Origin of the sequence: Sandarakinorhabdus sp., assembly GCF_031422795.1 — a bacterium.
GTDB lineage: Bacteria > Pseudomonadota > Alphaproteobacteria > Sphingomonadales > Sphingomonadaceae > Sandarakinorhabdus.
Genome location: NZ_JANPML010000186.1, coordinates 1 through 14,296 on the forward strand (window position 1 = coordinate 1; position 14,296 = coordinate 14,296).

Here is a 14,296-nt window from a genome sequence, read left to right on the forward strand (position 1 = left end):
AGCTGCAACAAGGATTACAGCTGCGTCAAAGGCTTCTGCCCCAGCTTCGTGACGGTGGACGATGCCGAAGTGAAGAAATCCAAGGCGGAATTCGATGTGGGCAACCTGGCTGATCCGGTGATCCCGGCGCCCGGCCATGGCTATAACATCATGGTCACCGGCATCGGCGGCACCGGCGTGCTCACTGTGTCGGCGCTGCTTGGCACCGCGGCGCATATCGAGGGCCTGGCCAGCACCACCGCCGATATGGCCGGCCTCGCCCAGAAGGGCGGCGCGGTCTACAGCCACGTCCGCATTGCACAGACCAACGATGGCCTGCTTTCCCCGCGCATCATGGCCGGCAGCGCCGATGTCGTGCTGGCCTGCGATGCCGTGGTCGCCGCCGACAAGCCAACCCAAACGCTGATGGTGCCCGATCGCACCGCCGTGGTGGCCAACGCCGATATCGCGCCGACCAGCGATTTCGTGCGCAACCGCGATTTCGATTTCCACAGCGCCAGCGTCGAACGCGCCATCCGCAAGGCATCAAACCCCAACGCCTGCGATTTCATCGCCGCCGATACCGTCGCCACCGCCCTGCTGGGCGATGCCATCGGCAGCAATATCCTGCTGATGGGCTATGCCTGGCAAAAGGGTCTGATCCCGCTGAAGCGCGAAAGCATCGAAGCCGCGATCGAACTCAACGGCGTCGCCATTCCCTTCAACAAGAAGGCCTTTGCGCTGGGCCGCCTGCTCGCCACCCGCCCCGATCAGGTGCTGGCGCTGGTCGAAGCCACGCGTGGCCCGCAGCCGGAACCGCCGGCCACCACGCTGGACGAGATGATCGCCAAGCGCGAAGCCGATCTGATCCTCTATCAAGACGCCGCCTACGCCGCCCGCTTCAAGGCCCAGGTGGAACGCGCCCGCACCGCAGGTGGCGACGCCTTCGGCGAAGCGGTGGCCAAAAGCCTCTACAAGCTGATGGCCTACAAGGACGAATATGAAGTCGCCCGCCTCTATTCGGATGGCCGCTTCGAAGCCGCATATGCCGCCCAATTCGCCGGCGGCAAACCGCGCGTGCTGCTCGCCCCGCCGCTGATCACCCGCATCGATCCCGCCACCGGCCGCCCCAGGAAAATCAGCTTTGGCCCGTGGATCTTCAAGGCCTTCGCCCTGCTCGCCAAAGCCAAAGGCCTGCGCGGCAGCAAGCTCGATGTCTTCGGCTACAGCGAAGAACGCCGCCACGAACGCACCGACATCGCCGCATACGAAGCCGACATCGAGCGCTTGCTCACCGACTTGAACCCCGCCAACATCGGCCTCGCACTCGCCATCGCCAAACTCCCGATGGACGTTCGCGGCTTTGGCCCGGTCAAAGCCAAGGCGCGGGACGAGGTGGCCACCCGCCGCACCGCCCTGTGGGCGAAATGGCCGGGGCTGGCGGCGCAAGCGGCGGCCTGAATTACGGAAGTCCAGTTGCAGCCCCCGGGGGCAGGGCCATAACCCCTGCCCCCGGTTGCTTCACGTCGCGCCCAAGATCGGTCGTGCAAAGCCTTTGGCCTGACGGGCCGGCTGCGCCGCCGCGAATGTCCGAAATTGTCGGATGAACGGCGTTTCTGTCGTATTGCTCGCGGTGTACGTCGCTGCCTGTGGATATCGGAATGACAGAAGCACCCTTGCGGATCGGACTGGTCGGTTTTGACGGCGTGCAGACGCTTGATCTGACCGGGCCGCTGGATGCCTTTGGTGCCGCCAACCAGGCCCGGCCCGGTGCCTATGCCGTGACCATATTGGGTATCGATGGCGCGCCGTTCACCAGCGAAGCGGGGATGCGGATCATGCCTGATGGCGCGCTGGCCGCTGCGGACAGGCTCGACACGTTGATCATCGCCGGCGGCGAAGGCCTGCGGCGCGGCGATACCGCAGACCGTGTGGCCAGCGTGGTAAGCGCCTGCGCCCCGAACGTGCGGCGCATCGTGTCGGTGTGCACCGGAATCTACGGCCTTGCGCCGACCGGTTTGCTCGACGGGCGCCGGGTGACGACGCATTGGGGCCACGCCCGTGCCGTAGCAGCGAAATTTCCGGCGCTTTGCCTCGAACCGGATGCGATTTTCATCAAGGATGAGCGCTTTTACACCTCGGCGGGCATTACCGCCGCCATCGACCTGTCCTTGGCCTTGATCGAGGAAGATTTTGGCCCTGGCCTCGCCATAAGCGTGGCGCGTGACCTTGTTGTCTATTTCAAGCGTGCCGGCGGCCAGCGGCAATATTCGGAGCCGCTGCGCCTGCAATCGCGCGCTGGTGATCGCTTTGCCGATCTGGCCGGCTGGATAGTGGCAAATCTGCACGCCGACCTGTCGGTGGCTGCGCTCGCCAGCAGGGTGGCGCTCAGCCCACGGCAATTCAGCCGGGCCTTTCAAGACAGCTTTGCCATGACGCCGGCTGCCTATGTTGAAATGCTGCGGCTTGATGCGGCGCGCCAGCAACTCACCAGCACCGGCGCGACGATGAAGCAAATCGCCGCCGCCAACGGTTTTGCCAGCGACGACAGCTTCCGGCGCGCCTTTGAACGGCAATTCGGCCTGCCGCCCAGCGATTATCGCGCGCATTTCACGGCTGGACGCCGCTTTTCTGAAAGGACCTCCCCATGACGATTTCCACTGCAGCCATGCTGCTGTCGCCACTGTTCTTGCTGCTTGACGCGACGAACGCGCTGGCGGCGCCAAAATACAACGCCGCCGGCGAACTGATCGCGCCGAAGGATTACCGCGAATGGGTGTTCCTCTCATCCGGCGTCAACATGAACTACAGCGAGACGCCAATCGGCATGGATCATGCGATGGTCGACAATGTCTTTGTCGATCCGGTGTCGTGGCAGGCGTTCAAGAAGACCGGCCGCTGGCCGGAAGGCACAACGTTTGTCAAGGAAAGCCGGGTCGGCAGCAGCAAGGGTTCGATCAACAAATCCGGCATCTTCCAGACCGAGGAGCGCTTTGATCTGGAAGTGCATGTTCGCGATTCAAAGCGTTTCAAGACGGGCTGGGGCTTCTTCATCCATGAGGCTGACAAGCCGGCAAAGGTGCTGCCGGCAAACACAAGCTGCTATAGCTGCCACATCACCCATGGGGCCGTACAAACCACATTCGTGCAATTCTATCCCACCGCCAGGCCAATCGCGATCAAGGCGGGCACGTTCGATCGGCGCAAATAGCGGATCAGGGTTCGCCGGATTTCGGCGGCACTGCCCCTTTTGACAGAACCGCCGTGCCCGTGATTTTGGCGGCAGGCGGCGTTCCATCCGATGGCTCTAGATAGCTTACCGGGCGCCAGATCGCGTGTATCACCGTCAGCCAGGAACGAAACTCTGGGGAGGGTTATGCATTACGCTGAGCTGGCGCAGGCGCGGGAGGAATTGACGGGGGCTGGGGGGGCGTTCGAGATTGCTCCGATTGCGGTGGGTGGCATCATGGTGCGGGCGTACCGCCATGCGCTGCCCGATGTGCGGGCCTTGTGGCGATCGACGGCGGCGTTCGCTGATCGGACCTATCTGGTTTATGGCGATGAGCGACTGACCTATGGCGAGGCGCATGCCCGGGTGGATGCCATCGCGGCGTGGCTGGCGGCGCAGAGGATCGGGCCGGGCGACCGGGTGGCGATTGCCATGCGCAACTATCCGGAATGGCTGCTGATCTATTGGGCCTGCGTTTCGACTGGCATCGCCGTTGTTGGCATGAACGCCTGGTGGACGCCTGAGGAGATGGCCTACGCGCTCGATGATTCCGCGCCCAAGGCCATGTTCCTCGATGCCGAGCGGCTCGACCGCTATCGGGAGATTGCTGCACCGCCGGCTGGCCTTCTCCTCGTGGGCGTGCGGCTGCGCGGGGCCGAACCGGGGGTTGCGCCTTACACCGATGTTCTGGCGCACGGCGGCGCCATGCCCGATGTGGCGATCGATCCCGATGCAGATGCCTGCATCTTCTACACATCGGGCACGACGGGTTTTCCCAAGGGCGCGCAGCTCACCCATCGCGGCTGTGTCACCAATTTGTTCAACTTGCTGTATTCTGCGGCCTCGACGGCGTTGGCGATGCAGCGGGCCAAGGGGGTGGAGCCGCCCGCTGTGGCACAAGTGCCAGTGGCGCTGCTGACGACGCCGCTGTTCCATGTCACCGCCAACAATTGCGGTGCCTATCCCGTGACAGCGGCGGGCGGCACCATCGTGCTGATGTATCGCTGGGACGCTGGCGAGGCGCTGCGCATCATCGCGCAGGAGCGCGTCACCTCCATCGGCGGTGTGCCGGTGATGGCGCGCGAGTTGATCAACCACCCGGATTTCGCCACTGCCGATGTGTCGAGCTTGACGGCGATGTCGGGCGGCGGCGCCCAGGTGCCGCCGGATCTGGTGCACAAGATCGACGACAAGGTGGCTGGCGCGCGCCCCGGCACCGGTTATGGCATGACCGAGACCTGCGGGATCATCACGTCCGTCTCCGGCGATTTCTTTGTCGACAAGCCCGATAGCGCCGGGCCTGCCATGCCCAGTTTTGAAGCCAAATGCGTTGATGACGCCGGCAACATGGTGGGACCGGGCGAGATTGGTGAGTTGTGGGTGAAGGGCGCCGCCGTCATCAAGGGCTATATCAACCGGCCGGAAGCGACCGCCGCTTCGATCACCGATGGCTGGCTGCACACAGGCGACGTGGCCCGCATCGATGCCGACGGCTTCATCTTCATCGTCGATCGCAAGAAGGACATGGTGCTGCGCGGCGGCGAGAATGTTTATTGCGCGGAAGTTGAAGCCGCCATCTACCGCCATGCTGCGGTGGCCGAATGCTGCGTGTTCGGCGTGCCTGATCACCGGTTGGGTGAGGAGGTGGCCGTGGCCGTGGTGCTGAAGCCCGGCGAGAGCCTGGACGAGGCGGCGCTGCGCAGTTTCGTCGGCGGCTTGATCGCCAATTACAAGGTGCCGCGCCACATCTGGTTCATGGCCGAACCGCTGCCGCGCAACGCCAGCGGCAAGTTCCTGCGCCGCGAGTTGCGCGACCGGTTGGCGAAGGATCTGCCCGCGGCGTGATGGACTTCGTGGGACGCACCCTCAATCGATATTGAGCGCGAAGCAGCCGTTCTTGCCGATTTCCAGCGTCTTGCAGCCGTCGCGGGCTTCGTCACGGGTGGGGTATGGCCCAACTTGCAGGCGGAAATTGCCGCCGAATTTGCCGATGGTCGGGTGCAGGCCCTTGGTTGCCTTTTTGTTGGCGGCGGCAAGTTTGGTCCAGGCCTGCATGGCGGTTTTCTGGTTGGGATAGGTGCCAAGCTGGATGCGCCAGCCGGTTTCCTTGGCGGCTTCGGCGGCCTTCTGGGCAGCGAGTTTCTTTTCGGCGGCGCGTTTGTCGGCGGCCGCTTTGGCAGCGGCGGTTTTCTTTTCGGCAGCAGCTTCGGCAGCGGCGGCTTTCTTTTCGGCGGCAGCTTCGGCGGCCCTGTCAACTGGGCGCGAAGGGCGCGCAGTGGGCGGGGCGAACGGCGGGGTGGCGGCGGCCGGAGCGGGTTGGCGCATGGGCTCGGCGGCAGGCGCTGCGTCCTGGGTTTCCTCGGTGTCGCCTTCGCCGGCGGCGTCGGCAGCAGCTTTCAGCGCGGCGGCGTTCAGCGCGGCGGTGCTGGTGCCAGAAGCGGCGCCAGAAGCGGGGGCGGGCGCAGCGGCCACCACCACCGGCGGCGGCGGCGTGGTGACGGGCAACAGCGGTGGCGGCTGGATGCCGGGCTGGAACTGGGCAGGCACGCCGTTGCCGTTGGCCAGGGCGGTGGCAATCTGCCAGCCGTTGGCACGGTCAAGCGGCGGGATCACCTGCGAAAGTTCGTTCAGCGCCTTGGTGGCTTCGGGCAGGCCCTGCGCAGCGGCGCGCACCAGATAGGCATAGGCCAGCGGCAGTGATTTCATGGCGCCATCGCCGTTCCAGTGCACGATGCCCAGCACATACTGGGCGCGCATTTCGCCCTTGTCGGCCGCGGCCTTCAGCCAGCGCACGGCTTCGGCCTTTTCGGTGGCCTGGAATTGCAGGATGCCCAGATTGGCCTGGGCCGGCAGATGGCCCTTCACGGCGGCGCGTCGATACCAGTCGCTGGCAATGGCCTTGTCGAGCGCGACGCCGCGGCCGAGTTTATAGGCCTGGCCCATGTTGAACATGGCATCGGCATCACCATCCTGCGCAAAGGGCTGCCACATCGAAACGGCAGCATCCCACTTGCTGGCGCGCCACAGTTCAACGCCCTGGCGCACAGAAGCTGGTGGCGGCGTCACGCGGGCCGGGGCGGCGGCCACAGCGCGGCCGGAGCGACCCTTATTGTTCTTCTTCTTGCGAGCGGCGAGCGCCGGATCACCGGCCACCAGGGCCAGCACCAGCAATGCACCAATCAGCTTCACGCTCGCCAAACCCCGTCCTGCCAAACAACTTCTCCGCCCTTGATTGTCATGCGCACGATGCCGGCGGTGGGCACACCATCAAATGGCGTATTGCCGGCTCCGTGAAATTTCCGCCCATCGATACGCCAGGGGGCGGCTTCGTCAAAGACCACAAGGTCTGCCGGTGCGCCAAGTTGCAGCGTTCCGGCGACAAGCCCAAAGCGTCGGGCCGGATTCAGGCTGAGCATGGCCACCAGGCGCGGCAAATCGATCACTTCGTCGCGCACCAGGCCCAGCCCCAGCGCCAGCAGGGTTTGCGCACCCGCCATCCCGGCGCGCGCATCGGCAAAGGGCTGGCGCTTGTTTTCCTGGCTTTGCGGATCGTGGCCGGAGGCGAGAATATCGATGAGGCCGGCCCGTACGCCCTCGATGGCCGCCAACCGATCCCGTTCGTCGCGCAGCGGCGGCGACAGGCGGGCAAAGCTGCGAAAACCGGAGACAGCCATATCGTTGAGGAACAGGTGCGCGGGCGTGATGCCGGCCGTCACATCCACACCGCGTGCCCGGGCGGCGGCGAGCACGGCCAGCCCTTCGGCGGTGGTGACCTGGCGGATGTGGAGGGCAGCGCCGGTCGCTTCGGCCAGGCGGCAATCGCGGCTGATGGCGAGCGCTTCGGCAAAGGCCGGTGCCGCGGCGAGGCCAAGGCGGGTGGCATATTCGCCGGCCGTGGCGACGGCACCGGCGGTGATCGCGGATTCTTCGGCGTGGCTCACCACCGTCAGGCCATGGCCGTGGGCATAGGCGAGCAGGCGATGCATCACGCGCGCATCGGCAATCGCGTGGCGGCCGGTGGCGACACCAACAGCGCCAGCCGCCTTGGCCAGCCCGATTTCGGCCAGTTCCTCGCCCTGCAGCCCGCGCGTGGCGGCGGCGAGCGGGTGAACCCACACATCGGGCTTTCCAGAGCCTTGGGCATAGGCGACCAGCGCCGGTTCATCCAGCGGTGGCGATTGATCCGGCATCAGCACCATGCGGGTGATGCCGCCGGCATTGGCGGCCGCGGTATCGGCCTTGAACACGCCGGCATCGATGATCCCCGGTGCCACCACCAGCCCGCGCGCGTCGATCACCGTGGCGTCGGACGGTGGCTCGCTCTGGCCGATGCCGGCGACCTTGCGATCCTTCAGCACGATGGTGGCGATGCCGTCGTGGCCCGTGGCCGGGCAGATGACGCGGGCGCCGGTCAGGGCGATGGGGGCGCTGGGCGTCATACCCAACCCTCCCCCGGTTTTATTGGCACACCGCGCCGTTTGCGGGTGAGGACATCAAGACAGGCCATGCGCACGGCCACGCCCATTTCCACCTGTTCGGTGACAGCGCTGCGGGCGATATCGTCGGCAATCGCGCCGTCGATCTCCACGCCGCGGTTCATTGGGCCGGGGTGCATGACCAGCACATCGGGCGCGGCCTGGGCCAACCGGGCTTCGGTGAGGCCGTAAAAGCGGAAATATTCACGCGGCGACGGCACATAGGCGCCTTCCATCCGTTCGGTCTGCAGGCGCAGCATCATCACCACGTCGGCGCCGGCAAGGCCGGCATCCATGTCGGTAAAACTTTGCACGGCATAGCCATCAAGCCCGTCGGGCAGCAATGTCGGCGGGGCAACGGCGCGCACTTCGGCACCCAGGCTGGCCAGCAACTGGAAGTTGGAACGGGCCACCCGGCTGTGCAGGATATCGCCGCAGATCGCCACGCGCAGCCCGGCGATACGCCCTTTGCGGCGGCGAATGGTGAGCGCGTCGAGCAGCGCCTGCGTCGGGTGTTCGTGGCGGCCATCGCCGGCGTTGAGCACCGGGCAATCGACCTTTTCCGAAATCAGCTGCACCGCGCCGGACGATCCGTGACGGATCACGATCATGTCGGGGTGCATGGCGTTCAGGGTCAGCGCGGTATCGAGCAGCGTCTCGCCCTTCTTCACGCTGGAGCCGGAGATGCCGAGATTGACGACGTCTGCCCCCAGCCGTTTGCCGGCGATTTCAAAGCTGAGCAGCGTGCGGGTGGAGTTTTCAAAAAAGGCATTGATCTGGGTGAGGCCATTCAAACGGTCATCGCGTTTGGCGGAGCGGGCGCGGTTCATTTCCACCCACTGTTCGGCTTCATCCAGAAGAAAGGCGATTTCCCACGGCTTCAGGTGCGCGATGCCGAGCAGATGATCGTGCGGGAACGGGTGCGCGCCGTCTGCAAGTGCGGGGTGAGAAGGGGTGCGCGCCATGAAGCCCACCCCTAATGGCATGGCCGGTGCCAATCAACCCGTGCAGACGGAATCAATCGCGCCAGTCCGGGCTGGCTGCGGGCGGCAGCGACAATCATGGAAGCATCGCCGGCACCGCGAGGGCAAATCCCAGCAGCATCGCCAGCGCCGCCAGCGCCAGCGACAGGCCCGCCTGGCCGCCGGCGCGCCCGGCAGTGACCAGCACCACACCCAGTTTCAGCAGCGTGTTGAGCAGTACCGGCAGCGCCAGGATCGCCCCGGCCAGTTCCGGCGCGATGCTGGCGCGCGGCAGGGCACGCAGGGCGACGATAGCGGCATCAACGTCCATGGCGCCGGCCAGCGCCAGGGTGAGGGCCACGCCGCTTGTCCCATAACGGGCCTGCATCCAGTGCACGGCCAGCTGCACCAGCGCCACCAGCAGTGCAAAGCCCAGCGCCGGCAGCAGTGCGAACGGGTTGCCGCTGGGCGCTGTGCCGGCCGGGGCCGCTGCCGCTCGCCGTGCCAGCAGCCAGGCCAGCACCAGCGCCACCAGCGCCGCCGGGCCCACCACCCGGGCAAAGCCGGCGAACGCAAACGGCACCAGCAGGCCAACCAACAGGCCCACCCGCACGAACATCACCAGCGACGCAATGGCGATGCCGGCCGCAAGGCGCGGGCGGCTTTCCGGTTCGGGGCCGATACGCTGCGCCAGCGACGCCGTTACCGCCGTGCTGCTGTAGATCGCGCCCACGCCGGCCGTGACCAGCAGGCCGCGTCCCGGCCCCAGGCGCTTGCCCAGCACATAGCCGGCAAAACCGATGGCGCACACCAGCACCACCACCAGCCACAATTCGCGCGGGTTCCAGGCGTTCATCGGCCCCACGGCACGATCCGGCAGCACCGGCCACAGTGCGCCGGCAATCACTGCAAACAGCACGACGGCGTGGAAATCGGCTTCGGAAAGCCCTTCGATCCAGCCATGCAGCCGCGCCCGCTGGCTCAGCAGAAACGCCGTGACCACGGCCAGCGCCAGCGCCGGCACCGGCAGGCCATGCCCGGCCAGCCAGCCCAGGCCCAGAGTCACCAGGGCCGCGGCTTCGGTGGTGGCGCTGGGGGATTTGTCGCGCCGATAGCCGATGATCACCAGCGCACAGCCGGCAAACAGCAGCACCGCCGAAACCGCCCAGCCGGCCGCGGCATCGGCAACAAAGCCGGCCAGCCCGCCAATCAGCCCGAACAGGCCAAAGGTGCGCAGGCCCGCCACCCGGCTGCCAGGCCGGGCCGTGCGCTGTTGCCAGCCGCGTTCCAGCCCGATCAACAGGCCAATGGCCAGCGGCATCACCAGCCGCGCCAGATCGGCATTTTCCAGCATCACCCGCCAGCGTGGCGGTGCAGCGCTTGCCGGTCAAGCAGGCGCACCGTAAGGCAAGGGCCATGCAAGACGCGTTCCGCCCCAAATGGGTTATCGTCATCGCCTTCTACAACGAGGCGAACTTCATCGCGCCCACCGTGCAAGCCGCGTTGCGCCAGGACCGTGACGACATCATGCTGGTGTGCGTCGACAACGCCAGCACCGATACCAGCCCGCAGATCGTCGCCGACGCGATTGCCGGGCAGCCGCGCGCTTGCCTCGTGACCGAAACCAATCAGGGCCACACGTTTGCGCTGCGCCGCGGGCTGGCCATCGCGGAGGAACTGGGCGCGGCAAACATCGCCTTCTGGGATGCCGATACCTTCTACCCGCCACACTATATCAGCCGCGCCGATGCCTTGCTCGGCGCCAACCAGCGAACCGTCGGCGTGCAGGCCTTCGACATTTACGGCCCCTTCGACAGCTTCAAGAACCGCATCATCCGGCACCGCATGGCACTCACCGCCAGCCTGCTGACCGGCCAGGGCCACACCGGCACCTTTGGCCAATGTTTCCGGATCGCGCCGCTGGTCGCCTGCGGTGGCCCCAAAAGCGATGACTGGCCGTTCGTGCTTTATGATCACGAACTGATCCACCGCGTCCTGAAAGTCGGCCGCCTCACCCATGCCGCCGATCATGTCTGCTGGCCGGCGCCGCGCCGCACGCAAAAGGGCCATGTGCGCTGGAATCTCACCGAACGCCTGCTCTATGCCCTCACTCCCTATGCGGTGAAGGACTGGTTTTTCTACCGCTTTCTCAGCCCCCGCCTGCGCGCACGGGGCATGTTCGAAGCCGGCCTGCGGGTGCGGGATTGGGAGTAGGTCACGTATCTGCAACATGGCTGCGGCATGGCCGAAACATGAAACCTGTCCTCGCCCTCCTCGTCGCCCTCGTCGTCGCCCTGTTCGCCCTGCCCGCCGCTGCCGCGCCACCCGTATTGATGATCGCTATCGATGGCCTGCGCCCGCAAGAATGGCAGCGCCGCGACAACGGCCTTGAACTGCCGGCCCTGCGCGGTTTGGCGGCTGGCGGCGTGAGCGCGGCGGTGACCGGCGTGTTGCCCACCGTCACCTACCCCAGCCACACCACGCTGATCACCGGCACGGCGCCGCGCCAGCACGGGATCGCCAACAATCTCACCTTCGATCCGCTGCGCGGCAATGCCGACGGCTGGTACTGGTATGCCAGCGATATCAAGACCGAGACTTTGTGGCAGGCGGCTGCCCAAGCCGGGCAAAAAGTGGTGAATGTGCATTGGCCGGTGAGCGTGGGCGTCGCTGGCCTCACCGCCAACCTGCCGCAGATTTGGCGCACCGGCATGCCCGATGACGACAAGATGATGGCCGCTCTCTCGACGCCGGGCCTGCCGCTTGCCGAAGCCGGCCCTTATCCCACCGGCAAGGACGAAAGCATTGCCGGCGACGAAGGCCGCACCAAGCACGCCATCGCCCTGCTGCGCCGCCACAAGCCGGATTTCGCCACTGTCTATCTGACCGGTTTCGACCATGAACAGCATGAGGCCGGGCCGGATTCGCCCGCCGCGCGCGCCGTGCTGGTGCGGATCGATGCCGCTGTTGGCCAGTTGGTGGCGGCCGCACGGGCCATAAACCCGCAAACCACGGTGGTGATCGTGTCCGATCATGGCTTTGCGCCAACCAGCCGTGCCACCAATTTGTTCGTGCCGTTCATCAAGGCCGGGCTGATCCGCCTGACGGACAATGGCAGTGCCATCGCCAGCTGGGACGCCATCCCGTGGACCGCCGGTGGCAGCGCTGCCATCCGGCTGGCCCGGCCCGACGATGCGGCCCTGAAAGCCAAGGTGGCCGCCGTGCTGGCGCAAATTGCCGCCGATCCCGCCGCCGGCATCGACCGGGTAATGGACAGCACCGCCATCGCCGCGGCCGGCGGCACGGCAGAGGCCGCCTTCTGGGTGAATTGCAAGCCGGGCTGGCTGATGGGCAATGCGCTCGCTGGCGACCAAGGCGCGGCGACGGGCACGCGCGGCATGCACGGCTATTTCCCTGATGTGCCGGCGATGCGTTCCAGCCTGATCGCCAATGGCCATGGCCTCCCCGCTGGCCGCGATCTGGGCGTGATCGACATGCGCACCATCGCGCCGGCGGTGGCAAGGCGGTTGGGCGTCACCCTGAAAGACGCTGCCCTGCCGCCCGCCTTCTGAGCCGCCTCCCCAAAAGCGCCGGTTTCGCAGATGCGCCATGCAGGCCAGAGTGGGCCAAGGGAGACACGCGATGCAACTGGCCTGGAGCGCTGACGATCTGGCTTTCCGTGACGAGGTGCGGGCCTTCCTCGCTGCCGAGTTGACGCCAGAGCTCAAGATGGCTGCCGCTGGCATGACCAGCGTCTATGCGCCGCCCGATGTCGCGCTGGCCTGGCAGAAGAAACTGCACGCAAAGGGTTGGGTGGCACCAAGCTGGCCGATCGAGGCCGGCGGCTGCGACTGGAGCGTGGCCAAGCGATACATCTTTGCCCGCGAAACCACCGAAGCCGGCGCACCGCCGCTCTCCCCGATGGGACTGGGCATGTGCGGGCCGGTGCTGCTGCATTATGGCACCGACGAGCAAAAGCGCCGTTTCCTGCCCCCCATGCTGGCCGGCGATGAATTCTGGTGCCAGGGCTATTCGGAGCCGAACTCGGGCTCGGACCTCGCCTCGCTGCAGATGAAGGCGGAATGCGACGGCGATGATTTCATCTGCACTGGCCGCAAGATCTGGACGACCCACGCGCACTATGCGGACTGGATTTTCTGCCTGGTGCGCACATCCCGGCTGGAAAAGCCGCAGCTGGGCATCACATTTCTGTTGATCGACATGAAGTCGCCCGGCGTGAGCGTGCGCCCGATCGTTTCGCTGTCGGGCGAGCATGTGCAAAACGAAGTGATTTTCGACGAAGTGCGGGTGCCGGTGGTCAATGTCGTCGGCCGCATCGATGATGGCTGGACCGTCGCCAAATATCTCATGGAATTCGAACGCGGCGGCCACGCCTATGCGCCGTCGCTGGTCAAACGGGTGGACACGCTGCTGGTGCATCTTGCCGAAACCGGGCTGGCGATGCCGGGGCGCATTGCGGCCTTGCGCACCGAGATCGAGGCACTGGATGCGCTCGAACTGCAGTTCAACGCCGGCCTGTCCAACGGCGCCGCGCCCGGCCCGATGGCGAGTGCGCTGAAGATATTGGGCACCGAACTCAGCCAGCGCCTGACCGAGTTGGAAGTGGAAGCGGCCCTGCCCTGGGTGGAAGCCTATCAGCCGCACCTGACGCTGCCCGGCGGCCCGGTGCCCGGCTTTACCGCGCCCGCCGACGGGCTGGGTGTTGGCCCGGCGTGGGCAGCCAAGGCGTTGCCCAAATATCTCAACGACCGCGCCGGTTCGATCTATGCCGGCACCAACGAGATTCAGCGCGGCATCCTCTGGCAATATCTGGCGCGGCGGAACGGCTGACGCGTCACACGGCGAGGTGAAACACCGCCACTGATTCCGCCAGCAGCGGCGGCAGCGGTAGGCCGGCGTGGGCCAGCCAATCAGCCGGGAAGGTCACGCCGTCGGTTGACAGTGGCGCCAGCAGTTCCGGTTCACCAAAACCCCGGTGCGGGGCGCTGCCAGCACGGGCCAGCAGCCGGGCCGTCACCGGGCCAGCACCGGCCAGGAACGGCAGCGCCAGTGGCTGCGGCCGACGATCCTGCGGCGGCGCGATCCGGGTGACGAGCAGCAGCCACTGCGCGCCATCGCCGCTGGCCTGCCACAGCAACCCATCCGGCCCCTCGCCCATCACCAGTTGTTGCCCATGCAGCAAATGCCGCCATTGCTGGTGGAAGGCGATCCAGCCGGCCAGTTCGGCGCGCTCGGTTTCAGGCAGTTTCGCCGGGTCCATCTCCACGCCGAAATGGCCGGGCAGCGCGACGCCCGCACGAAAGCCCATGGTTTGGCGGCGGCCAGTGCCATGGGCCGGGCTGGCGCCAACGTGCGCGCCCATCAGTTCGGGCGGGAAAAACGCCTGAAAGCCGCGCTGGATTTGGGCGCGGGACACTGCATCGAGATTGTCGCTGGTCCAGAAACGGTGGGTGAAGGCTGCAATGCCGGCATCGATGCGGCCGCCGCCACCGGCACAGCTTTCGATCTCCACATCCGGATGCGCCGCGCGCAGGCGGGCGAGCAGGCGATAAAGCCCCCGCACCTGGCCCAGCCCGCCGGCCGGTGCCAGATCGCGGTTATGATCCCATTTGAGATAGGAGATCGGCACC

At 66.3% G+C, this 14,296-nt stretch carries 12 protein-coding genes; 7 read left to right on the forward strand and 5 right to left on the reverse strand.

Going from position 1 to position 14,296, the window contains the following annotated elements:
• The 4 genes from RMO81_RS06895 to RMO81_RS06910 form a co-directional block, all read left to right on the forward strand.
• Nucleotides 1-1,440: DUF6537 domain-containing protein (locus RMO81_RS06895; RefSeq protein ID WP_310475068.1), on the forward strand; the 1,440-nt coding region annotated here is incomplete at its 5' end.
• 200 nt (nucleotides 1,441-1,640) lie between these two features.
• Nucleotides 1,641-2,630, forward strand: coding sequence for a GlxA family transcriptional regulator (locus tag RMO81_RS06900; RefSeq protein ID WP_310475069.1), 990 nt, complete (start codon nucleotides 1,641-1,643; stop codon nucleotides 2,628-2,630).
• Nucleotides 2,627-3,190, forward strand: a complete 564-nt coding sequence (locus RMO81_RS06905; protein ID WP_310475071.1) for a cytochrome P460 family protein — start codon at nucleotides 2,627-2,629, stop codon at nucleotides 3,188-3,190. The genes RMO81_RS06900 and RMO81_RS06905 overlap by 4 nt, the downstream gene beginning before the upstream one ends.
• 165 nt (nucleotides 3,191-3,355) lie before the next feature.
• Nucleotides 3,356-5,053 (forward strand): class I adenylate-forming enzyme family protein, encoded by a 1,698-nt coding sequence (locus tag RMO81_RS06910; RefSeq protein WP_310475073.1) that lies wholly within the window; start codon nucleotides 3,356-3,358, stop codon nucleotides 5,051-5,053.
• Nucleotides 5,054-5,074: 21 nt separating this feature from the next.
• On the opposite strand, the gene RMO81_RS06915 is transcribed toward RMO81_RS06910, so the two are convergent.
• The 4 genes from RMO81_RS06915 to RMO81_RS06930 form a co-directional block, all read right to left on the reverse strand.
• Nucleotides 5,075-6,397 (reverse strand): SPOR domain-containing protein, encoded by a 1,323-nt coding sequence (locus RMO81_RS06915; protein ID WP_310475075.1) that lies wholly within the window; start codon nucleotides 6,395-6,397, stop codon nucleotides 5,075-5,077.
• Nucleotides 6,394-7,647, reverse strand: coding sequence for a dihydroorotase (locus RMO81_RS06920; protein WP_310475076.1), 1,254 nt, complete (start codon nucleotides 7,645-7,647; stop codon nucleotides 6,394-6,396). Before RMO81_RS06920 ends, RMO81_RS06915 begins: the two co-directional genes overlap by 4 nt.
• Nucleotides 7,644-8,648, reverse strand: a complete 1,005-nt coding sequence (locus tag RMO81_RS06925; RefSeq protein WP_310475077.1) for an aspartate carbamoyltransferase catalytic subunit — start codon at nucleotides 8,646-8,648, stop codon at nucleotides 7,644-7,646. Before RMO81_RS06925 ends, RMO81_RS06920 begins: the two co-directional genes overlap by 4 nt.
• Before the next feature lie 94 nt (nucleotides 8,649-8,742).
• Complete coding sequence (locus tag RMO81_RS06930; protein ID WP_310475078.1) at nucleotides 8,743-9,999, reverse strand: DUF4010 domain-containing protein; 1,257 nt, start codon at nucleotides 9,997-9,999, stop codon at nucleotides 8,743-8,745.
• Nucleotides 10,000-10,061: 62 nt separating this feature from the next.
• Here RMO81_RS06930 and RMO81_RS06935 point away from each other — a divergent pair, with 62 nt between their 5' ends.
• The 3 genes from RMO81_RS06935 to RMO81_RS06945 all read left to right on the forward strand — a co-directional run bounded on the left by RMO81_RS06935 (nucleotide 10,062) and on the right by RMO81_RS06945 (nucleotide 13,496).
• Nucleotides 10,062-10,859, forward strand: a complete 798-nt coding sequence (locus tag RMO81_RS06935; RefSeq protein WP_310475079.1) for a glycosyltransferase — start codon at nucleotides 10,062-10,064, stop codon at nucleotides 10,857-10,859.
• A 38-nt stretch (nucleotides 10,860-10,897) separates the two neighbouring features.
• Nucleotides 10,898-12,217: an ectonucleotide pyrophosphatase/phosphodiesterase gene (locus RMO81_RS06940; protein ID WP_310475080.1), complete on the forward strand. Its 1,320-nt coding sequence runs from the start codon at nucleotides 10,898-10,900 to the stop codon at nucleotides 12,215-12,217.
• Between the two features lie 70 nt (nucleotides 12,218-12,287).
• Entirely contained in the window at nucleotides 12,288-13,496 is a 1,209-nt protein-coding gene (locus tag RMO81_RS06945) for an acyl-CoA dehydrogenase family protein (RefSeq protein ID WP_310475081.1), read from the forward strand.
• Between the two features lie 4 nt (nucleotides 13,497-13,500).
• Here the strand turns inward: RMO81_RS06945 and RMO81_RS06950 are convergent.
• A partial coding sequence (locus RMO81_RS06950; protein WP_310475082.1) for an alpha-galactosidase occupies nucleotides 13,501-14,296 on the reverse strand: 796 nt, incomplete at its 5' end.